General features: G+C 36.5%; 25 protein-coding genes and 1 riboswitch. Of the genes, 15 read left to right on the top strand and 10 right to left on the bottom strand.

Annotated features, from left to right (window positions below; all coding sequences use genetic code 11):
* Positions 1-111 precede the first annotated feature (111 nt).
* Entirely contained in the window at positions 112-1800 is a 1689-nt protein-coding gene (ggt, locus tag CQ022_RS17760) for a gamma-glutamyltransferase (RefSeq protein ID WP_105683636.1), read from the bottom strand.
* Between the two features lie 201 nt (positions 1801-2001).
* Between ggt and CQ022_RS17755 the strand changes: the two genes are divergently transcribed.
* Together CQ022_RS17755 and CQ022_RS17750 are read left to right on the top strand one after the other, a co-directional pair.
* Positions 2002-2967, top strand: a complete 966-nt coding sequence (locus tag CQ022_RS17755; protein ID WP_105683635.1) for an NAD-dependent epimerase/dehydratase family protein — start codon at positions 2002-2004, stop codon at positions 2965-2967.
* 84 nt (positions 2968-3051) lie between these two features.
* On the top strand, positions 3052-3804 hold the full coding sequence (locus CQ022_RS17750; RefSeq protein ID WP_105683634.1) for a polysaccharide deacetylase: 753 nt from the start codon (positions 3052-3054) through the stop codon (positions 3802-3804).
* Positions 3805-3892: 88 nt separating this feature from the next.
* Here CQ022_RS17750 and CQ022_RS17745 read toward each other — a convergent pair whose 3' ends face one another.
* Entirely contained in the window at positions 3893-5098 is a 1206-nt protein-coding gene (locus CQ022_RS17745) for a metallophosphoesterase (RefSeq protein ID WP_105683633.1), read from the bottom strand.
* 67 nt (positions 5099-5165) lie between these two features.
* The gene (locus tag CQ022_RS17740; protein WP_105683632.1) at positions 5166-6233 is read right to left on the bottom strand and encodes a 3-oxoacyl-ACP synthase III family protein; all 1068 of its coding nucleotides are present in this window, start codon (positions 6231-6233) and stop codon (positions 5166-5168) included.
* Positions 6234-6334: 101 nt separating this feature from the next.
* On the opposite strand from CQ022_RS17740, the gene CQ022_RS17735 reads away from it, so the two are divergent.
* The 8 genes from CQ022_RS17735 (at position 6335) to CQ022_RS17700 (ending at position 12626) form a co-directional block, all read left to right on the top strand.
* Positions 6335-6904, top strand: a complete 570-nt coding sequence (locus CQ022_RS17735) for a hypothetical protein (protein ID WP_047376865.1) — start codon at positions 6335-6337, stop codon at positions 6902-6904.
* Positions 6905-6907: 3 nt separating this feature from the next.
* Positions 6908-7639, top strand: coding sequence for a bifunctional demethylmenaquinone methyltransferase/2-methoxy-6-polyprenyl-1,4-benzoquinol methylase UbiE (gene ubiE / locus CQ022_RS17730; protein ID WP_034695974.1), 732 nt, complete (start codon positions 6908-6910; stop codon positions 7637-7639).
* A 3-nt stretch (positions 7640-7642) separates the two neighbouring features.
* Complete coding sequence (locus tag CQ022_RS17725; RefSeq protein WP_105683631.1) at positions 7643-8425, top strand: porin family protein; 783 nt, start codon at positions 7643-7645, stop codon at positions 8423-8425.
* A 140-nt stretch (positions 8426-8565) separates the two neighbouring features.
* The gene (locus CQ022_RS17720; protein WP_105683630.1) at positions 8566-8868 is read left to right on the top strand and encodes a hypothetical protein; all 303 of its coding nucleotides are present in this window, start codon (positions 8566-8568) and stop codon (positions 8866-8868) included.
* Entirely contained in the window at positions 8868-9155 is a 288-nt protein-coding gene (locus CQ022_RS17715; protein WP_034695967.1) for a cell division protein ZapA, read from the top strand. The genes CQ022_RS17720 and CQ022_RS17715 overlap by 1 nt, the downstream gene beginning before the upstream one ends.
* Positions 9156-9387: 232 nt before the next feature.
* On the top strand, positions 9388-10953 hold the full coding sequence (gene rny / locus CQ022_RS17710) for a ribonuclease Y (protein ID WP_185126825.1): 1566 nt from the start codon (positions 9388-9390) through the stop codon (positions 10951-10953).
* A 73-nt stretch (positions 10954-11026) separates the two neighbouring features.
* Complete coding sequence (locus tag CQ022_RS17705) at positions 11027-12268, top strand: MFS transporter (RefSeq protein ID WP_105683628.1); 1242 nt, start codon at positions 11027-11029, stop codon at positions 12266-12268.
* A gap of 178 nt (positions 12269-12446) precedes the next feature.
* Positions 12447-12626 (top strand): hypothetical protein, encoded by a 180-nt coding sequence (locus CQ022_RS17700; protein ID WP_034695964.1) that lies wholly within the window; start codon positions 12447-12449, stop codon positions 12624-12626.
* 81 nt (positions 12627-12707) lie between these two features.
* On the opposite strand, the gene CQ022_RS17695 is transcribed toward CQ022_RS17700, so the two are convergent.
* The 4 genes from CQ022_RS17695 to CQ022_RS17680 all read right to left on the bottom strand — a co-directional run bounded on the left by CQ022_RS17695 (position 12708) and on the right by CQ022_RS17680 (position 16961).
* Positions 12708-13643 (bottom strand): YeiH family protein, encoded by a 936-nt coding sequence (locus tag CQ022_RS17695; RefSeq protein ID WP_105683743.1) that lies wholly within the window; start codon positions 13641-13643, stop codon positions 12708-12710.
* Between the two features lie 222 nt (positions 13644-13865).
* Positions 13866-14741, bottom strand: coding sequence for a LysR substrate-binding domain-containing protein (locus CQ022_RS17690; RefSeq protein ID WP_105683627.1), 876 nt, complete (start codon positions 14739-14741; stop codon positions 13866-13868).
* A gap of 195 nt (positions 14742-14936) precedes the next feature.
* Positions 14937-16244 carry a voltage-gated chloride channel family protein gene (locus CQ022_RS17685; protein WP_185126824.1) on the bottom strand — a complete coding sequence of 436 codons (1308 nt, stop codon included), beginning with the start codon at positions 16242-16244 and terminating at the stop codon, positions 14937-14939.
* 31 nt (positions 16245-16275) lie between these two features.
* Positions 16276-16343, bottom strand: a riboswitch (Fluoride riboswitch).
* 150 nt (positions 16344-16493) lie between these two features.
* Positions 16494-16961: an acyl-CoA thioesterase gene (locus CQ022_RS17680; RefSeq protein WP_047383407.1), complete on the bottom strand. Its 468-nt coding sequence runs from the start codon at positions 16959-16961 to the stop codon at positions 16494-16496.
* Between the two features lie 120 nt (positions 16962-17081).
* Between CQ022_RS17680 and CQ022_RS17675 the strand changes: the two genes are divergently transcribed.
* The 3 genes from CQ022_RS17675 to CQ022_RS17665 all read left to right on the top strand — a co-directional run bounded on the left by CQ022_RS17675 (position 17082) and on the right by CQ022_RS17665 (position 18043).
* Positions 17082-17438, top strand: a complete 357-nt coding sequence (locus tag CQ022_RS17675) for an arsenate reductase family protein (RefSeq protein WP_105683626.1) — start codon at positions 17082-17084, stop codon at positions 17436-17438.
* Entirely contained in the window at positions 17435-17776 is a 342-nt protein-coding gene (locus CQ022_RS17670; RefSeq protein WP_105683625.1) for a hypothetical protein, read from the top strand. The genes CQ022_RS17675 and CQ022_RS17670 overlap by 4 nt, the downstream gene beginning before the upstream one ends.
* 78 nt (positions 17777-17854) lie before the next feature.
* Positions 17855-18043, top strand: coding sequence for a hypothetical protein (locus tag CQ022_RS17665; RefSeq protein ID WP_105683624.1), 189 nt, complete (start codon positions 17855-17857; stop codon positions 18041-18043).
* A gap of 57 nt (positions 18044-18100) precedes the next feature.
* On the opposite strand, the gene gcvT is transcribed toward CQ022_RS17665, so the two are convergent.
* Genes gcvT through idi form a run of 3 tightly spaced genes read right to left on the bottom strand, consistent with a single transcriptional unit; the run spans position 18101 to position 20169 of the window.
* Positions 18101-19177: a glycine cleavage system aminomethyltransferase GcvT gene (gene gcvT, locus CQ022_RS17660; protein ID WP_105683623.1), complete on the bottom strand. Its 1077-nt coding sequence runs from the start codon at positions 19175-19177 to the stop codon at positions 18101-18103.
* A gap of 9 nt (positions 19178-19186) precedes the next feature.
* Positions 19187-19657 carry a hypothetical protein gene (locus CQ022_RS17655; protein ID WP_228421767.1) on the bottom strand — a complete coding sequence of 157 codons (471 nt, stop codon included), beginning with the start codon at positions 19655-19657 and terminating at the stop codon, positions 19187-19189.
* Between the two features lie 2 nt (positions 19658-19659).
* Positions 19660-20169 carry an isopentenyl-diphosphate Delta-isomerase gene (gene idi / locus CQ022_RS17650; RefSeq protein WP_105683621.1) on the bottom strand — a complete coding sequence of 170 codons (510 nt, stop codon included), beginning with the start codon at positions 20167-20169 and terminating at the stop codon, positions 19660-19662.
* Positions 20170-20486: 317 nt separating this feature from the next.
* Here idi and CQ022_RS17645 point away from each other — a divergent pair, with 317 nt between their 5' ends.
* Both CQ022_RS17645 and CQ022_RS17640 read left to right on the top strand, forming a co-directional pair.
* On the top strand, positions 20487-20897 hold the full coding sequence (locus CQ022_RS17645; protein WP_002980498.1) for a phosphoheptose isomerase: 411 nt from the start codon (positions 20487-20489) through the stop codon (positions 20895-20897).
* 86 nt (positions 20898-20983) lie between these two features.
* Positions 20984-21943 carry a D-2-hydroxyacid dehydrogenase gene (locus CQ022_RS17640; RefSeq protein WP_034695946.1) on the top strand — a complete coding sequence of 320 codons (960 nt, stop codon included), beginning with the start codon at positions 20984-20986 and terminating at the stop codon, positions 21941-21943.
* The last annotated feature ends 64 nt before the right edge of the window (positions 21944-22007 follow it).

Below are 22007 nucleotides of genomic sequence, written 5' to 3'. Positions count from 1 at the left end.
TCTGAGCAGGCTTTATAGGCAAAAAACTCCGGCTTCATTTCTAAAAGACAATTATCCTTTTAGAAATGAAGCCGGAGCCCTATTTAGTTTTAACGGATGGTAAAATGATAATTATTCTACCGCTACAGAATCATCGCCACGACCGTCTGCCACTGCGTGAATATTTCCGTTGTCATCAAGAACAATCATTTCTGTTTTACCAATGTATTTTGTCTTTTCAATGATGTAATTCTTACTTTTCAGTTCAGAAATGGTACTTTCAGGGAAATTATTTTCCACGGTGATGGTTTCCGGCAGCCACTGATGGTGGAACTTTGGAGCATTCACTGAAATATTGGCATTCAGCTTAAAATCCACTACATTCACAATGGACTGATACACTGAAGTTGGAATTGTAGTTCCTCCCGGTGTTCCCACAACCATATAAGGTTTTCCGTTTTTAAGAATAATCGTTGGGGTCATAGAAGAAAGCATTCTCTTGTTGGGCTGTATTGAATTGGCTTCACCCCCTACGGCTCCAAACATATTCGGTACACCTGGTTTGATGGAGAAATCATCCATTTCGTTATTTAAAAAGAATCCTGCCCCTGAAACCAGTACTTTACTTCCATAATACCCATTAAGAGTTGTGGTTACAGAAGCCGCATTTCCCTCTTTGTCTAATACGGAAATATGAGTAGTCTGCATAGATTCTTTAGGCTGTTCTATGATTTTACCCACTTCTGCACTTGGAGTTGCTTTATCAAAACTAAAGCTTTTCCATCTGCCTTTCAGGTATTCGTCAGAGATCAGATAAGACGTTTTATCCTGAATAAAATCAGGATCTCCCATATATTCTGCTCTGTCTGCATAAGCCCGGCGTTCTGCCTCAGTCATAATCTGGACTGCTTTTGTAGAATTTTGCTGGTATTTTTCAAGATTTTCAAAACTTGCCATTCTTAGCATCTGGGCAAGAAGAACCCCACCACTCGAAGGTAAAGGCATCGTAACTACATTGTTTCCTTTATAATCAAATTCCAGGGCTTTTCTTTCAGCAACCTTGTAATTTTTAAGATCCTCCAGTGTGATAATTCCATTTCCTCTTTTCATTTCGGCAATCAAAAGATCAGCAGTTTTTCCTTCATAAAAACCTTTAGCTCCCAATTTCTGGATCAGTTTCAATGTTTCAGCTAAGTCTTTTTGAACCAAAAGATCTCCAGCTTTCCATGGAGCATCTTTTACAAAAATGATGGAAGATTTATTATGTTTCTGGAATTTTTCTCTTTGGTTATTCAACATTTCTGCTTCCTTATCCGTAATGGCAAAACCTTTTTCCGCCAGATCAATTGCCGGTTGGATAATTTTTTCCATAGGAAGTTTACAGTATTTCAGAGTAGCAAAGAATCCTGCCACACTTCCGGGAATACCTACCGCCAGTCTTCCGTTTTGGGAAAGGTCAGTATCTGCTTTTCCTTTTTTATCGATGTACATATCTCTGGAAGCCTTTTTCGGAGCTGTTTCTCTGTAATCCAATGTGAATTTTTCCCCATTACTTTTTACACCCACCAGGAAGCCACCACCACCGATGTTTCCTGCCTGAGGATACACTACAGCAAGAGCATATTGTGTAGCTGTTACAGCATCGTAAGCATTTCCGCCCATCCTTAAGATTTTAGCTCCCGCTTCACTGGCTAATGGGTGTGCAGACACTACAACACCTTTATGTTTTACCTGTACTTCTTTGATAATATTGATATCTGTAAATTGAGCCCAGCTGAAATGAGCAGCCAACAGCATCGAAGCAATTAAAATCTTCTTCATATGATTGTTTTTCTTGGAAACAAAATTATTGAATTTTCAGTTAATCACAGCCTGATGATCATTGCATTTGATTTTTTCTTTCATTGAGATGATCTAATGCGAGATATATGTACTTTATCAGGACAATGTTTTTAAATACACCTTTTTTATTATGGTTGACATGTTTTTTTTACTTTTGTACAATTCTAAAAAAATCTGAAAATGGAATCCTATACGGAAAGAATACTGATTACAGGTGCCTTGGGACAAATTGGTACCGAACTTACGAACAGACTTGTTGAAATCCACGGAGCGGAAAACGTTGTTGCTTCAGGATTGGACAGATGGCAGGAAGGAATTACTTCTGCCGGACACTATGAAAGAATGGATGTTACCAATACACAATTGGTAAGACAGGTAATTCATGATTATGAAATCACTACAGTGTATCACCTGGCTTCACTTTTATCCGGAACTTCTGAAAAGCAGCCTATTTTTGCGTGGAAACTGAATCTTGAACCCTTACTTCATTTTTGTGAAATGGCGAAAGAAGGGCTTCTTAAAAAGATCTTCTGGCCAAGTTCTATCGCTGTATTTGGAAAGGGAATTCCAAAGCATGAGGTAGGACAGGATGTCGTGTTGAACCCTACAACGGTTTACGGAATCTCTAAAATGGCAGGGGAGAAGTGGTGCGAATACTATTTCGATAAATATGGGGTAGATGTAAGAAGTATCAGATATCCTGGATTGATCTCCTGGAAAACTCCAGCGGGAGGTGGAACTACCGATTATGCCGTTGAGATTTTCTACAAAGCTATTGAAGAAGGAAAATATACAAGTTTCATTTCTGAGAATACCGGAATGCCAATGTTGTATATGGATGATGCCATCAATGCTACTCTGAAATTAATGGACGCTCCAAAAGAAAGTTTAACAGTTCGTTCTTCTTATAATTTGGGTGGAATGTCATTTACTCCAAAAGAACTGGCAGAAGAAATCAAGAAAGAAATTCCGGATTTTGCAATTGATTATAACCCGGATTTCAGACAGGCAATTGCAGATTCTTGGCCAGCTTCTATTGATGATTCAGTCGCTAAAAAAGACTGGGGTCTGACGTATGATTTCGGAATTTCTGAAATGACAAAGGACATGATTAAGAATTTAAAAGTAAAATTAGGTAAGGATTAATTATGTAAAGTAATACTTTAATTGGTTTTATTTTTAACATCTGATTTTTAATATTTTATATAATTTATATAAACTTTAATTTAAATGGTATTATTGACTTTTAACATCACTTGTATTGAGGCTGAAGTAAAAAATGGCTCTCCTATTACCGATGATGAGAGATTGAAAATCATAGAAAATAATACCAGAGCAATTCTTAGAATTTTAGATATTCATGATATCAAATCAAGTTTTTTTGTAGAGGTTTCTCTCACTGAAAAACTTCAGAATTTAATAAAAGCAATTTCATCCAAAGGGCATGAAATTGCTTTTTATAATAAAGGATCAAATCCGGAAGAAATTGAAAATGCCAAGAAGAATATTCAGGATCTTCTGGAAAAACAGATCAGAGGAATTCGTCAGAAAGATGTAAAAGTTTCACAGGAAATTTTGAAGCTGATGGAATTTAATTATGTTTCCAATATCGATAATGCCAATATTCTTTTTCCTTTCAAAAGACTCAAAAGAGATACGGTAATTACAGAAGAGGACGGATTGAGTATCGTTCCGGAGAGTATCTCTCCTTACAGCCAGCTGCCTTATAATGATTTTGTATTTCAGATTCTGCCAATGAAGTATTATCAGAATATGGTTCTGGAAACTTTGCAGAACGAAGAGTTTGTTTTGATTTATCTCAATACGTGGCAGTTTACAGATTTCAAGAAATACCGTTTTGATATTCCTTTTTACCGAAGCTTATTTTCGGGCAAAAAAATGGAGGACAAATTAGATGCCCTCCTTACTTTTCTCAATGACAGGGAAATGGCGACTTCCCGTATGAAAGATTATATTTTTTAGGTTGCAGATGTTAGGTTGCAGGTTTCAGGTTAAAGGGATTAGGGAGGAATTTATGTATGATAAACCTCTAGCCTTAAACCCTAAACTTCTAACTCAGCTCAAAAAGAGTGATTTCTGGCAATACACCCACTCTTCCCGGATATCCTAATACGCCAAATCCTCTGTTTACGTATAGTAATTTTCCCTCGCTTTCATATAAGTCGGCCCATTTTGGGTATTTGTATTGTACCGGAGACCATTTTACATTTTTAAGATCCAATCCAAACTGCATTCCATGGGTGTGTCCTGAAAGAGTTAAATGAATGTTTGCAGGGTGTTTTTTTACCACGTAATCAAAATGGGTAGGGTCGTGGCTCATTAATATTTTAGTGGCAGATTCCGGTACGCCTTTTAACGCATCATCTATTCTTCCGAATTGAGGGAATGGTTTCAGTCCCCAGTTCTCAACCCCCAGAATATAGAGTTTCTCTCCATTTTTTTCAATGACTCTGTGCTCATTTCTCAGCATATCAAAACCAGCCTGCTTTTCATAGCCAATCAATGTGTCAAGGTTTTCTTTTTTAGCAGCAGGGGATTCCCAGGTTACATAATCTCCGTAATCGTGGTTTCCTAAAACGGCAAATTTACCATCTTTAGCCTGAATTTTTGAAAACAAAGGAATGAATGGTTTGAATTCATCTGCAACATTATTTACCATGTCTCCGGTAAATAACACAAGGTCGGGCTTCTGTTCATTGATCAGGTCGATAGCATGTTGTAATTTTTTTGGATCAGAGAAGCTTCCGCTATGGACGTCAGAAATTTGGATGATCTTGTAGCCTTTGAAACTTTTGGGGAGATTGGCAAAATTTACTCTTACCCTTCTTACTGTATGTCTATATTTTCCAAACGTAATTCCGTCAATGAAAAGAGCTGAAAGCACTCCGCTCATTCCCAGTCCTACCAGGCTCAGGAACTTCCTTCTTTCCGGGAAGAAATTTTCAGTGGGTTTGGCAAAACCAATCAGGTAGCCTCCGGTTCTGATGATATCATCAATTAATAAAAACAGGACCACGAAAATTTTAGGAAGGATGAAAATTAAAAATAATGAAATCATGATCTGAGCCCTTACCATACTTCGGTCTGATCGTTGGTAATGAGTGACTTCATAGGCGAAAATTCCATATACGGCTAACGATATTACCCAATATCCGATTCTGATCCAGAAATTATCGGTAAGCGTTCTGACAGCCTGATAAATATACACTTCCAAAAAAAGGAAGATTCCGGCGATGATTAAAAAATTCTTTTGCATGTTCTGATCAAAAAAAGCACAAAGAATAACTTCCCTGTGCTTTATATTTTTTGTTTATTAAATATTTTTAAGGAAATCTGTAAACGATAGCATTGATGTTCATTCCGGCTCCTACCGAAGTCATCACAATGTTACCTTTTTCTTTAAACGATTGACCCTCCATTTTTCCTTTAATTATGATATCATACATGGTAGGAATTGTTGCTACTGAAGTATTTCCAAGATCCTGGATCGTCATAGGAGAGATCGCATGATCGTATTCTTTTACGTCATAAAGCCTGTGAAGTCTTTCAATCATGGCGTAATCCATTTTAGCATTGGCCTGGTGAATTAAGATTTTATCTATATCTTCAATAGAAAGACCTGCATCAGTAATGGTGTCCTTGATAGCATCCGGTACGTTTTTAAGAGCGTATTCGTAAATCTTTCTTCCTAACATTCTTACATAAAGACGCTTCTGATCTGCTTCTTTATTGATAGAAGGTTGATTTTCAAGGTAGTTTAATTCCGGTCCGTTATCACAGATCGTGTTGTGGGCAATAATTCCTACATTCTCTTCGTCAGTTGCTTTTACCACTACCGCTCCGGCACCATCGGCAAAAATCATTCTGTTTCTGTCATATGGATCAGTTACTCTGCTTAATGTTTCAGCTCCGATGACAAGAATTGTTTTTGCCACTTTAGCTTTAATTAAATTATCAGATAAAATCATTGCTTCTACCCATCCTGGACATCCGAAAACCATGTCATAGGTTACGCATTTTCTGTTTTTGATCCCCAGTTTATTCTTTACTCTTGCTGCCATTGTTGGCATAAAATCAGCATATCCGTTTTCGGTAACTTCCCCGAAATTGCTTGCGTAGATGATATAATCCAATTCTTCGCCGTCTACTTTTGCATCCTCAAGGGCAATTTTTGCAGCTTCATAACCGATTTGAGAGTTGGAAAGATCATCCTCAATGAATCTCCTGTTTTCGATTTCTGTAATTTCTACAAATTTCGCAATGGTCTCTTCCACAGGCTTTTCAATCTTTACTCCGTCTTCAGTGTAGAACTCGGAATTCATGAAGTAATCTCTACCAATAACTCTGTTCGGAATATAAGATCCAGAGCCAATAATGATCGTATTAGGCATTCGTTTATATGATTTTTTTAAAGATGCAAAGTTAATAATTAATATTAATAACGGAGAATTAAAAATATTATTAAATTTGCAAAAATTGTACTTTACATTCTATGAAAAACAATTCATCCTTAAAAGGCTTACTTATTGCAGCTGTGGCGTTTATCGTTGCCTTTGGGATCTACTTCCTTTTTTTAGCCAAGAAGAATTATTATGTTGTAGATAATCCTACCCCGAATACGTATTACTTTAAGATCAATAACGGGTCTGAAGGCATTATTTCTGCGGGACAGTATGTGCATGTGGATTTGAATAAAGGGAAAAACTCTATTCAGGTTTTTGATCAGAACAAAAAAATGCTTTATGATTCTGCATTTGAAGTGAATAAACTTCGAGGTCTGATTAATATCACCCACCAGGATTACTACGTAAATGATCAGTATTACGGATATAATCTTAAAAAAGATTCGTTACTGGCAAACCTTGATAAAACAGTTATTGACGGAAAGGATTATTACGGAGGAGCGAAACGCTTCAATAAGCTTTACACAGAAGATTTTTATTACAATGTAGATGAAGACTATGACAAAGTGATCAAAAATATCCAGAAAGTGGAATCACGATCTAAAATCTTCAGAAAGCAGGATTACCTAAATTATTATAAAGAATATTACAAGTTTTAAGTTTTGACAAAAGATATCACCAAAGTTACTCCCTACAATTCAGAGGCTACAAAAAAAAGCCAGGTAGAGGATATGTTCGACAATATTGCGCCGAAGTATGACCTTCTGAACCGTGTTTTATCCATGAAAATTGATATTTTGTGGAGAAATAAACTGGTAAAATGGATGAAAAATGATAATCCGCAGGAAGTGCTGGATGTGGCTACAGGAACGGGAGATCTGGCAATTACGATTGAAAAAGGAACCGGTTCTAAAGTAGTTGGATTAGATTTATCACAACAAATGCTGAATGTTGGCGTTATTAAAATAAAAAAACTTAAATTAGACGGCAAAATTTCCATGCAAAAAGGAGATGCAGAAAATTTACCTTTCGAGGACAATAGATTTGATGCTGTTTCCGTTGCATTTGGAGTAAGGAATTTTGAAAACCTTACCAAAGGTTTGGCAGAGTTAAGAAGAGTAGTTAAAGATAACAAAAGTGTTTATATACTGGAGTTTTCAAAGGTTGAGGGTTTCATGGGGCCATTTTATATGTTTTACTTTAAAAATATATTACCTGCCATTGGCAGACTGGTTTCTAAGGATAATAGGGCGTATACATACCTTCCGGATTCTGTAAATGCTTTTCCTTTCGGGGAGAAGATGAAGCAAATTCTTTTAGATACGGGATTTAAGAAAGTTGAATATAAAAAATTAAGTTTAGGTATAGCCACAATTTATAAAGCAACAAAGTAACCTATGAATAAATTTCTATTAAAAGCACTGGTTTTAACCTCAGTAAATGTTGCCGTTTTTGCAAACGCGCAATTCAGAACCCGAAACAGAATGGATAAGTTGGAAGATTTCGACGAACAGAAATTCAGTTGGGGGTTTTATTTGAACGGGAACAGACTGGATTACCGCATTGTTTTGCATCCGAAATATGGGATGAATGATAATGAAAACCTTGTTACCTCCAAGGAAAGTTATAGTTTCGGTGCCGGGCTTATTGCAAAATGGAGACTGAATGACTATCTTGATGTAAGAATAGAACCAGGTTTACAGTTTGCACAAAGACAGTTGACTTTTAATACTCAATCCAATGACATTTATGCAGGTGGATCTTTAACGAATCCTCCTTTTATGCCATTCCCTTTACAGGAAAAGGATAAAGTAAGAGAAATTAAATCTACGTTGATCGATATTCCGGTACTTTTGGAACTTCACGGACAAAGATGGTACAATTCAAGACCTTATGTGGCAGCAGGGGTGAACTATGTGGTGAACCTTCAGTCTAACGCAACTTCTACAGATGATAACATGCAGGGGATCTACAGATCTACCACTCACAACTTCGCATGGTCTGCAGAAATGGGAATTCAGTTTTATTTCAACAAATTTAAACTGACTCCTGCCGTAAGAGGAACATTCTTCATGAACAATGAGAAGGTGGCGGATAACGCTACTACACCTCCTTACTGGTCGTCTGCTATTTCTACATTGCAGACAAGAGCAGTAATGTTCGTTCTGAAATTTGAATAAAAAAATATTTCATTGAAAAATACACAGGAGGTGCGCTGGCGCCTCCTTTTTTGTTTGTATTTCAAAATATAGAGCGTTTTATTTTTGTTAGTGCTATTATTTTTTTATTTTTGCTTTTAGTTAGAATATACAAACCTGAAATGCTTCAAGATTTAGAAAACAATTTTTCAGAATTAGAGAGAAAGATTTCGACTCTGCAAAAGAACTATAAAAATCTTACGGAAAATTTAAGAGAATTAAATATTGAGCATGAAGACTTGAAGAAGAAGTATGATGAGGAAAGAAGAAAGAATCAGGTATTAGCAGAAGAACAAAAAAATATAAAACTTTATTCAGCAATATCAGGAAATCCTGAACACAATAGATTAATGAAGAACCATATCAACAGATTGGTGAAAGAAATTGATTTCTGTATTGCTCAGCTTCAAAACAGTGGATTATAATGGAGGTAAGGAGAATAACCGTCAACATTGCAGGAAGAGTGTATCCGCTGAACGTACCGGCAGCAGAGGAAGAAACTTTGCGTAAAGTAGGGAAGCAGATCGAGAATATGATTAAAGATTTTGAACAAAACTTCGATGTAAGAGATAAACAGGATGCTTTGGCTATGTGTGCCCTTAAACTGGGAACCAATGCAGAAGTAGTTTCTCTTAACTACGAAAAAAATATTAATTCAACCAACGAGAGGTTAACGCAGATTAACCAATCGTTGAATGAAATCGGGAAATAGATTTTTTTTCCTGAAAAATTACTGCCTACAATAATTCTAACACATTAAAGGTAAACTCAACGCTAAACAATTACCGAACAAATGTCCATCGAATGGCGTGCCGGACTTCCGGATTACAGACAGTGGAAATCAGTTCAAATCGTGTTGATTAGGAGTTTACTCTCAATCTCTGGATTATTGTAGGCTTTTTTTATGTAAAGAATATGAATACAATTAAAACTCAATATATATTATGATAGAAGTTATAGTCGGTGTTGTTTGTTTAGTAATCGGAGCCGTGGTGGGAATGTTTTTTTCCAAAAGTTCTCTGAATACTAAAGCAAAATTCATCATAGATGATGCCAATAAAAATGCCGAAAACCTTATAGAAAAAGCTAACGTACAGGCTGAATCCATAAAGAAAGAAAAGAACCTTCAGGCTAAAGAAAAATTCCTGGAACTGAAATCACAGCATGATGCAGATATTCAGTCCCGTGAAAAGAAAATGCAGGAAGTTGAAAAGAGAACGAAAGACAAAGAGCATAAGCTGAATGATGAACTTAGCAAGACTGGAAAGCTTGAAAAAGATTTAGACAAGCAGATTGCAGATTATGCTAAGAAGAATGAAATTCTGGAAAGAAAACAGCAGGAGTTAGATACAGCTACCGCTAAGAAAGTAGAAATACTTGAAAAAATCTCGAATTATACAGCAGATGAAGCGAAAGCAGAATTGGTAGAAACCATGAGAGCTGAGGCTAAAACAAGAGCTCAGGCACACGTTCAGAGCATCATGGAAGAAGCTCAGATGAATGCTAAAAATGAAGCGAGAAAAATCGTTATCCAAACAATTCAGAGAATCGGAACTGAGCAGGCTATCGAAAATTCAGTATCAGTTTTCAATATTGAATCTGATGAGGTAAAAGGTAGAATTATCGGTAGAGAAGGTAGAAATATCCGTGCTTTAGAAGCTGTAACAGGAGTAGAAATTATTGTTGATGATACTCCGGAAGCAATTCTTCTTTCATGCTTTGACCCTGTAAGAAGAGAGATTGCAAGATTATCCCTTCACAGATTGGTAACCGATGGTAGAATTCACCCGGCAAGAATTGAAGAAGTAGTAGAAAAAACAAGAAAACAGATCGAAGAGGAAATCATTGAAGTAGGTAAGAGAACGATCATTGATTTAGGAATCCACGGATTACACCCTGAATTGATCAAAATTGTAGGAAGAATGAAGTACCGTTCTTCTTATGGACAAAACTTACTACAGCACTCGAGAGAAGTAGCTAACATCGCTGCAACTATGGCTGCTGAGCTAGGATTAAACGTAAAATTAGCAAAAAGAGCAGGTCTTTTACACGATATCGGTAAAGTTCCTGAGCAGGAATCAGAATTACCACACGCCCTTTTAGGTATGCAGTGGGCTGAGAAATACGGTGAAAACCCAGAAGTTGTAAATGCAATTGGAGCTCACCACGACGAAATTGAAATGAAGTCATTATTATCTCCAATTATTCAGGTTGCCGATGCCATCTCAGGTGCAAGACCGGGAGCAAGAAGACAGGTATTGGAATCTTACATCCAGAGATTGAAAGATCTTGAATCTGCAGCGTTAAGCTTTGATGGTGTATCCAGTGCTTATGCAATCCAGGCGGGTAGAGAGCTAAGAGTAATGGTAGAGAGCGGAAAAGTGAATGATGAAGTAGCTTCTCAGCTTTCTTACGACATCTCTGAGAAAATACAGAACGAACTTACTTATCCGGGACAGGTAAAAGTAACAGTAATCAGAGAAACGAGAGCTGTGAATATTGCCAGATAATAATCGTAAAAAGATATTTAATAAAAACCTTTCAAGAAATTGAAAGGTTTTTTATTTTTATCAAAACTTAAAAATGCAAGAACTGTCCTTGTCTTCAAAACTGAAGTACATATTCTCTATTCCCGTTATTATTTCTGCCTTAGGCTATTTTGTAGATATCTATGACCTCCTTCTATTTGGGATTGTAAGAATTCCCAGTCTAAAGGCATTGGGACTTAATCCTGATGCAGACGGAACCTTTATTCTGAACTGCCAGATGGTAGGACTTCTTATCGGAGGAGTGTTCTGGGGGATTTTTGGAGATAAAAAAGGGAGACTTTCTGTGCTGTTTGGCTCTATCCTGGTATATTCATTAGCCAATATCGCCTGTGGTTTTCTTCCTTATTTTCCGAAAGAGCATTTGGTGTACCAGTATGCCGGTTTAAGGTTTATTGCAGGTATTGGTCTTGCCGGAGAGCTTGGAGCGGGAATTACCCTGGTTTCTGAAAGTTTACCGAAGAATTTAAGAGCAATCGGAACCTCGGTGGTAGCTGGTTTCGGATTAATGGGTGCTGTTGTAGCTCAACTTACCGTAGAACTGGCCGGAGGCTGGAATATTTCTTACATCATCGGTGGGATAATGGGAATTATGTTATTGATACTAAGAATAAGTGTATCAGAATCCGGAATTTATAAGAATATAGAGCATAAAGATGTTTCAAAAGGAGATTTTCTCTCCTTTTTTACCAATAAAGACCGATTGATTAGATATCTAAAATGCATCGCAGTAGGATTACCCACATGGTATTGCATTGGGATTTTGGCCGTTTTAGCCAATCAATTTGCTCCTGAATTAGGGATTACAGAGATCAACCCCGGAAAAGCAATTATGTGGGCCTATGTGGGTATTTCTGTAGGTGATTTACTGAGTGGTTTTATTTCCCATGCTTTAAAATCACGTAAAATGGCTATCTTTTATATGCTGATCTTTACTCTCATCGGTGTTGCTATCATGCTGTTCGGGAATACCAATACAGAAACAAAATACTATTTGTTCTGTGTATGGCTTGGCTTTGGAACAGGATATTGGGCGATGTTTGTAACGCTGGCAGCCGAACAGTTCGGAACCAATATCAGAAATACCGCAACCACAACAGTTCCGAATATGGTAAGAGGACTGGTGCCGGTAATGATATTTGCTTTTGATTCTCTTAAAGGTAATTTCCCGGTTGTGGAAAGTGCTGCGATAGTAGGAGTCGTAGTATTTGGGCTTGCGTTTTATTCTTCACTTACGATTTCTGAAACGCATGACAGAGATCTTGAATTTACAGAATAATTTAAACTGTTTAAAAAAAATAAATAGGAGATTCCTTATTTTGAATACAATAATTAAGTTATAATCAATAAATTATTAACTTTTATATTGTTTTTTGTTGTGAGTGTTTAATATTTGTTTAACTTTGGAAGGTAACTAAAACTAAATTATTTAATTAAAACTAAATCTCACGAACATTATGAAAAACGCTAAAAAACTGAGAAAACAAGACTTGAAAAATATTACAGGAGGAATAAGCGGTAATCCGGATTTATCTCTTTGCGGATGCAGCTGCTCAGGATCTGTAACAGGACCTTGGTATTGTGTACAGTATATCGGTTGCCCGCAGGTATATACTTGTGGTGAAGCCGCAATCTAAAGAAAATTATTTCAATTAGAAATAAACATTTCCACATTTAATATGCAGCACCCTTTTGATATCAAAAGGGTGCTGCTCTTTTTAATGGATAATATAAAGAAGGCTACCAACACTTATGGTTATCCACAGGATAACTGCCATAGCTAAAGGTTTTAATCCAATTGACTTCAGCGTTTGGAGAGAAAGGGTGGAACCAATGAAAAATAAAGTCAGATTCAGCCCGGATTTTGCCAAAACAGTGATAGAAGCACTGAAACGATCCAGAAAAGGAAAATAGGTGTTCAACAGAATCGCTACAATAAAATACCCGATAAACCAGGGAATCTTTATTTTGGAATCTTTGCTTTTAAAAATGAACATGGTGATCAATGAAACAGGGATGATCCATAAAGCACGCGCCAGTTTTACAGTAGTTGCTATTTTTAATGCTTCATCACCATATTTACTGGCAGCACCTACTACGGAACTAGTATCGTGAATTCCTACGGCACACCAAAGCCCAAACTGTTCTTGTGACAGATTCAGAAGATGTCCTATGGCGGGATAGACAAATAGTGCAATAGAGTTTAACGTGAAAACAATAGCTAACGCAAGGGAAATCTGTTTTGTACTTGGCTTAATAATGGGAGATACTGCTGCAATGGCACTCCCGCCACAAATAGCTGTTCCTGCAGAGAGCAAATAAGATAAAGGCCTTTCCAGTTTAAATACTTTTCCCAGAAAATATCCCAAAACCATTACTGTAACAATACTTACAACTGTTAAGAGTAAACCTGTTTTTCCGGCGTGAAGCGCTTCGTCCAGCTTCAGTCCGAATCCTAAACCTACAATTGATATCTGTAATAGCAAATGAATATAATGATGAAGATGTTTTTCAAAAGGATTTCCGATAAAAACAGCCAGACCAAATCCCAATACAAGAGCTATAGGAGAAGAGATAAGCGGAGTAAGACATACTACTGCTAAAACAATAAAAAATACTTTCCGTGTCATTTCATTTTGAATGAAATCTTTCATAATGCGAACTTTTAAAATCTGCATCAAAATTCCGGAATTTAGTATTACAAAGTAAATCGTATTTTGTTATAATGGATAACCAAAAGTTATAATTAAAAAAGTAAAAAGTAAAAAGTAAAAAGTAAAAAGTAAAAAGTAAAAAGTATTTCAGATAAGCACCTATAGTAGCTGGCAAATTATTAATACTTTTTACATGAATACTTTGTACATTATACAAATGATTTACTCTGCAAATCTTAGGAAAAGGCTGATCAGTTCAGATTGCTCGCCTTTAGGAAGGATAAAATGAAAATCCCTTTCAATACTGAAGTTTTTAATATCAATAACCGTCAGAATATTGTTTTTCAGCTCATTCAGTATGGTGCTGATAGAAAGAAATGCCATACATTCTGAGTGGAGAAGATAATTTTTAATACTTTCACTGCTTCCCAACTGCATAACGGTATTCAGTTCATGGATATTGATTTCCTTTTCTTTGAGTCTGTTGTGTATAAACTCAAGAGTACCTGAACCTTGTTCCCTGAAAATCAGATCCAGCTGATAGAGATCTTTTAAATTTAAAGTTTTATGGGCCAGAGCGTGGTCGGATTTTGCTGCCAAAACAATTTCATCAGGCTTAAAAGTCTTGTATTCAAAGTAAGAAGACTGAGATTCGCCTTCAATAATACCCAGATCAATTTTTTCTTCTTTTAAAAGTTGGGAGATCGTTTCTGTATTTCCCGTAAGAAGTTCAATCTTGATATCTTTATAATAAGAATTGAATTTGGCCAAAATTTCAGGTAAAATATACTGTGCAACGGTTGTACTGGCTCCAATAATCAGTTTTCCTTTATGCTGTTGATTGATTTGGCTGATCTCAAACTCCATATCACGGTAGATATTTCTGATCTTCTCTGCATGTTCAAACAGGATTTTCCCGCTTTGAGTCAGCTGAATAGAAGTTCCTTTACGGTCAAATAACTTGGCGCCTATCTGAGTTTCAATCTCTTTAATATGTTTGGTAACAGCGGGCTGGGAAATGTGAAGCTCTTCTGAAGCTTTCGTGAAACTTAATCGGGAAGCTACCGTATGGAAAACTTTTAATCTGTAATCGAACATGGGGTAAAATTACGAATTATAGTTGGAAATGGAGAAGGAGATGTTAGTGAGTTTGAGAGTGGGAGGGCTTGAGCGTAGCTGGGTTTGTGTTTTGAGATACGGGATTCGAGGGTTTAAATTTGTAGGTAACCAGTAACTATCAACAAAAACAACTAGAAACTAGAAACAAAAAATAACCAGCAACTAAAAGACAACTTATAAAAAATCCGAAATAGATTTATCCTGCTGACTTTCAAATCGTCTGTTTTTTGCTTCTCCGATTTTCTGTTTCGTATAAATACTGTTGTGACCGGAAAGAAGATAAGAAACAACACAGGCAATAGCTACATAGACGCCACATTCAGCTCCGAATAATTCAATTCCCATCAGCATACACGCTAAAGGAGTATTGGTAGCTCCGGCAAATACCGCTACAAAGCCCATTCCTGCCAATAATCCGAACGGAAGCGGAATAAAAAGAGATAAAGCACTTCCTAAAGTAGCGCCAATAAAGAACAGGGGAGTTACTTCTCCACCTTTAAATCCGGCGGATAATGTCACAATGGTAAGAACCATTTTTAAAGCAAAATCATAGAAAGGAAGCTGTTTTTCAAATGACTCAACAATCACAGGAACTCCCAATCCTATATAACGGGTTGTGCCCATCGCAAAAACAGCAAGCGCAATAATAATTCCTCCCACAACAGGGCGAAACGGAGGATATTTGATTTTTGATTTGAAAACGGAGCTCATCCAGTGGATCATTTTGCTGAAAGCTGCGGCACATATTCCGAAAGCTATTCCTGCCAGAATACTATAGAGAACTGGTAAAAACTCAAGCTTTGGAATAAAATCAATATGATAATGGGTATGCTTTACATTCCAGAGATTGGTAGCCCAGTCGGCCAGAATTGCAGAAACAAAGGCAGGAAAGATAGCATTGTAACGAATTCTTCCGATTAGAAAAACCTCAAGTCCAAAAACGGCACCTGCCAGTGGAGTTCCGAATACAGAGCCAAATCCGGCTGCAATAGCTGCAATAATTAATATTTTTCTTTCATTTCTGTCCAACTTAAAAGGTCTGGTAAGCTGATCCGCGATAGCACCTGCCATTTGAAGTGCCGTTCCTTCACGGCCTGCAGAGCCTCCGAAGAAATGGGTGACAATAGTTCCGAGATAAACAAAAGGCGCCATCTTAAACGGAATAATTCCCTTCGGTTCATGGATGGTATCAATGAGCAGATTGTTTCCAGCCTCCACATCTTTCCCGAAATAATAATAGAGAAGTCCAATCAGGAATCCCGCTGCTGGCAGCAAAGCAATCAGCCACAGATGATTTTCCCTGAAGTTCGTTGCCCATTCTAAGGATTGAAGAAACCCTGCAGAAGCTGTTCCCACTAAAGCTCCAATAATTGTACTGATGCACAGCCATTTTAAAATATAAGGCAGAGCCGGAAACTTTCTGAAGAAAAAATGAGTGTGAAAAATTGCTTTTTTACCTAATGTTCTTTGGTTTTTTGACATGATAATCCTGATTAGTTATTTGTTAATAATCTTTTAATCAGGCGTCATCAGCTTTTGTAAAGCGGTTGGGTAAGGAAGAACACCATTTCCTTTTGTTCATGCAAATATAAAAAGAAGAATCTGTTTTTCAAAAGAAATTCTTTGTTGCAGGTTGTTTGGGTTGCTGGTTGCTTTTGTTGCTAGTTACGGATTACCAACAATCATAAACTCTAAACCTTAAACCCTTTTATCCTGCATCCCAAATCTCATCTACAGAAAAGGTTTCATCTCATCTTCAATCTGTGTTCTCAGTTCCATCAGGCGTTTGGCATATATTTCCTGCTGTTTTTCCTCTTCGGTTGTTGGGATCCATTTCGGGACAGGTAGTTTTTTTCCATTTTCGTCTACGGCAACAAAAACAATGATACAATGTGTTTTTTTCTCAAAGTTCGGCTGCTTCAGGTTTCTTGAAAAGACATTAATGGCAATATGCATGCTTGAAGTTCCGGTATAAATTACCTGGGCATCAACTTTTACCACTTCACCGATTTTAATAGGATCATAAAAACGGATTCCGCCCACATACACGGTGACAGAATAATTCCCACTCCAGGTGGTCGCACATGCATAACCGGCCTGGTCAATCCATTTCATAACACTTCCTCCATGTACATTTCCTCCGTAATTAACATCTGAAGGCTCCGAAATAAACTGAAAAGTAATAGGCTTGTTCTGCATCTTTATAAAATTTGAATAAAGTTATTTAATAATTTCCAAAGTTTTAGATTAAATCCTACTTTTGAAAGACGAAACTTTCAATGAAAGAGAATTTTAACAATAACAGATTTAGAAACCGTAATGAAGAAAGTATTTTATCTCAACACATGTGATACCTGCAGAAAAATTTTAGCGCAATTTGACCTTACAGAGTGGGAGCTTCGCGAAATTAAAAAAGAGCCGATCACGAAAGAAGAATTGGCGGAAATGCATAAAAAAACAAAATCATACGAAGCTTTATTCAGCAAAAAATCTACTCAGATCAAATTGAGAGGTTTGGATGTAAAATCTTTGACAGAAAAAGACTTTAAAGAATTGCTTCTGGATCATTATACCTTTTTGAAAAGACCTGTCTTTATCACAGATAAGGAGATTTTCGTAGGAAATGATAAGAAAAATGTAGAAGAACTGCAGAAATTCTTTGGTGTACATGAATGAAATATCTGATTTCCATATTGCTTTGTCTTGCCGTCAGTGTAAAAGGACAGACGGTTTACAGAACTCCTTCGGGTACAAAGTTTCATACATCATCATGCAGAATGGTGAAAAATGTTTCTTCCAGCCTGTCTGTAAATAAAGCTCTGGAACTTGGACTTCAACCTTGTAAGCTCTGTAATCCTGGTCAAACATCAGGATATGGATTGGTTTCCAGCCCTAAAAAAGTAAGTGGTATCAATAAAGGAAATCAATGCTTGGGAACAACCAAAAAAAGAACCAGATGTAAGCATTATACCAGCATTGGTAATGACTATTGCTTTCAACATGTTCCAAAATAAATTTTATCTATAATTTGTGATTTATTTCAATGAGTTAATTATTAAATACTTAACTTTATGATCACTAAAAAATAAATCATGATAAACAACTTTTCAAAAACAAAGAGTCTTAATAGATTAGCTTTAAAAAAAATTAATGCTGGAGGTAATACTCTTCCGGTTAACTGTAATAGATTATGTGGGAATGCAGGCGGAGTGATTTCCAATACACCCGGAGTAGGTGATGTATGCTCTCCTGATAGAAAAATCTGCTGTATCTGTCTTTAAACAAAAAAGAGGCTGTGAGCAAATCACAGCCTCTTCTCTTTTAATATTTTTGTCCAATTATACAAAAGGAGCTTTCACCACTTTTGCAGGAATATTTTTATTTCTTACCTGAATGAAGATCTCAGAACCTAATTTGAAATGAGGTTTGTCTACATAAGCAAGACCTAAACCAACTTTCTTCATTGGAGACTGTGTTCCGGAAGTTACTTTCCCGATTACATTCCCTTCAGCATCTACTACAGGATAATCATGTCTTGGAACTCCTTTATCTGTAAGTTCAAAACCAACTAATTTTCTTGTAACACCTTCTTCTTTCTGTTTTGCGAAAACATCTTTAGAAACGAAGTCTTTATCAAACTTAGTGATCCATCCTAAACCAGCTTCAATAGGAGATGTGGTATCATCGATATCATTTCCGTAAAGACAGAATCCTTTTTCAAGTCTTAAAGTATCTCTGGAAGCTAATCCACAAGGAATTATTCCTTCTTCTTTACCTGCTTCCATTACAGCATCCCAAAGTTTTTCAGCACTTTCGTTATTGAAATAAATCTCAAAGCCACCGCTTCCTGTGTATCCTGTGTTTGAAATGATCACATTATTTTCTCCTGCAACACTTCCTACTGTGAAATGATAGTAAGGAATTTCTGAAAGATTTACTTCGGTAAGTTTCTGAAGGATTTCAGTAGCTTTAGGTCCCTGAACTGCTAATAAAGACATTTCATCAGAAGCATTGGTCATTTTAGCCCCGAAAGTATTGTATTTTGAAATATGATTCCAGTCTTTGTCGATGTTAGATGCATTAACTACCACAAAATATTTGTCATCTTCCATTTTGTAAACGATAAGGTCATCTACAATTCCGCCGTTTTCGTTAGGAAGACAAGAATACTGAGCTTTTCCGTTTTCTAGTGCATCTACATTATTGGTAGTTACAAACTGTAAAAGATCTTTTGATCCTGGCCCTTCGATGAAAAACTGTCCCATGTGGGAAACATCAAATAATCCTGCTTTTTCTCTTACTGCAAAGTGCTCTTCTGTAACCCCTGAATATTGAACAGGCATTTCAAAACCTGCGAAAGGTACGATCTTAGCTCCCAAAGAAACATGTTTGTCGTACAAGGCTGTTTTCTTCATATTTAATTTTTATTTCTTTATTTTAAAACTGTTAAAAGTCTCATTGAATAGGGTCATATAGTTTCCGTTCCAGAATTTCTGGCCACAGTTGATGGAAACTAAATATAAGTTTTTGTCTTTTTGAAAAGCTTTGGTGATCCAGAAAAGCTTTTCCTTTTCATCAAAGTGTTCATACAGATATTCTGTATATCCTTTCTGGCTCTTTTTTTCTTTTACTTTTTTCTCTTCATCTTTCGATTGATAAAGGGCAAGGATGAATTTTTTCACTTCCTCTTTTGGAAGGGCAAGATCATGATATTCCGAAATGGTAACAGCACCTATCTGGCTGGTAGGGAAAATATTAATAATCTCACTGTCATTCGTAGATTTCCAGCCCTCCGGAATCGTAATGGAGTAATTGGGATTTTCATATACTTTTGCTTTTTGCGCAAAAAACAGACTTCCCGTTAAAAGAGCAGAAAAAAACAATATTTTTTTCATTATTAAAAATGGTGTTTATATTCTTCCAGAATGATTTTGAACCACTCTGTAAAGTTTTCAGGATGTTCAGCAATTTCTTTATCCAGATTTTCAGGAGTAATGAATCGTACTTCTTCCACTTCTTCTTTATTTAAATTGAAATCCGCTTCGTGATTTCCTACAAATACATGATCCAGCTCGTGCTCCCAAAGGCCGCCACCCACATCTGCTTTGTAAATAAAATTGAATTTTTCTGAAAGTTCCGCCTCAATTCCCAGTTCTTCCCTTAATCTGCGCACAGCTCCTTCCTGATAAGTTTCCCCTTCTCGTGGGTGCGAGCACACAGCATTGGTCCATTGGCTAGGAGAATGATATTTTCCTGAGGCTCTTTTCTGAAGAAGCATTTCTCCTTTACTGTTAAAAAGAAATACAGAAAAAGCACGGTGTAACAGGCCATTGATGTGAGCCTGCTGTTTTTCCATCAGTCCTAAAACTTCATCTTCAGGATTTACTAAAACAACATATTCTTCCATTCCTACAAATGTAAGAGTAATAAATGTATTTTGGAAATTTTTAGATAAACATCATGCTTTTTATAATAATGGTAATAAAGTAAAGAAAGCTTGCCGATAAATTGATCAATGGGCTGATCTGTTTTTTACAATCTCAGTTTTCTCTGCTTAAAAAGAAAATGCAAAACGAAAAATTTTAACTATTTTGCAGGAAATAATTAATAAAATATTGATATTATTCTTTAAATAATAGTTTTTGTAGTATAATATTAACATAAACTAAGATTAACGTGCCTGATAGTTGTAAAAACGCTAACTTTGTTACTTAATATTTAGTAATGGAATTAGAATACATTGAACACATTAGTCCTATTCTAAAGGATGGAATAAAAAATTACTTAATAGATATCGACGGAACCATTACTGATGATGTTCCCAACGAAGAGCCGGAAAGAATGGTGACCTGCGAACCTTATCCTGATGCTCTGGAAACAATCAACAGATGGTATGACGAAGGACATCAGATCTGCTTTTTTACTTCAAGAACCGAGAATCTAAAACAAATCACTATCGACTGGCTGGATAAGCATGGCTTCAAATACCATAGCGTGCTTTGCGGAAAACCAAGAGGAGGAAATTATCACTGGATAGACAATCACCTGGTAAGAGCTACAAGATATAAAGGAAGATTTACGGATTTGGTTGAAAAGCAAGTAACCATTGAAGTATTCAAAGAAGACGGCGAATAAAAATATAATTCAAAGATTTAAAAATTAAATGGGAATCAGTTCCTTTAATTTTTAAATCTTTCATTTTTTAATATACTTGATATTTTATGAAAGTTTTAGCAAATGACGGCCTTGATCAATCTGGAATAGATGCATTGACAGAAAAAGGCTTTGAGGTGATCACTACAAAAGTTCCGCAGGAGTTTTTAGTAGATTATATTAACGAGCACAAAATCCGCACCCTGCTGGTGAGAAGTGCTACCCAGGTAAGAAAAGATATTATTGACGGATGTCCGTCCATTGACATTATTGGTAGAGGAGGTGTTGGTATGGATAATATTGATGTAGACTATGCAAGAGAAAAAGGGATCCATGTGATCAATACGCCTTCAGCTTCTTCAGAATCGGTGGCTGAACTTGTTTTTGCTCATTTGTTTTCAGGAGCAAGATTCCTTCAGGATTCCAACAGAAAAATGCCTTTGGTAGGAGATACTGAATTTGGAGGTCTTAAAAAGGCCTATGCAGCCGGTATTGAATTAAGAGGAAAAACAATTGGTATTGTTGGAATGGGAAGAATCGGGCAGGAAGTGGCAAGAATTGCTTTAGGACTTGGAATGAGAGTGGTAGCAGCCGATAATAATGTTGGGAAAGCAAGTATTAAGGTGAAATTTTACAACAACCAGTTCATCAATGTTGACATAGAAACAGAACCGTTACAGGAAGTTTTAAAACATTCAGACTTTATTACGCTGCATGTTCCGGCACAGAAAGACGGCTATATGATTGGGCAGAATGAATTTGAAATAATGAAAGACGGTGTGGCTATTGTCAACTGTTCAAGAGGTGGAGTTATTGATGAGACAGCTTTAATTCAGGCTTTAGATTCAGGTAAAGTAAGATTTGCCGGATTAGATGTTTTCATTAATGAGCCAACTCCTTCTAAGGAAATTCTTACCCATTCTAAAATCTCTCTTACCCCTCACACGGGAGCTTCTACCCTTGAAGCACAGGATAGAATCGGGCTTTCTCTTGCAGAGCAGATTTCAAGTATCTTACAGATTCAATAATTTGAATGATATAATATAATAAAAGCACCTCAATCGAGGTGCTTTTTTATTGTAAAACTGTTTA

It is taken from the genome of Chryseobacterium culicis (assembly GCF_002979755.1).
GTDB classification, from domain to species: Bacteria; Bacteroidota; Bacteroidia; order Flavobacteriales; family Weeksellaceae; genus Chryseobacterium; species Chryseobacterium culicis_A.
This window is presented reverse-complemented; position numbering and strand designations above follow the sequence as displayed.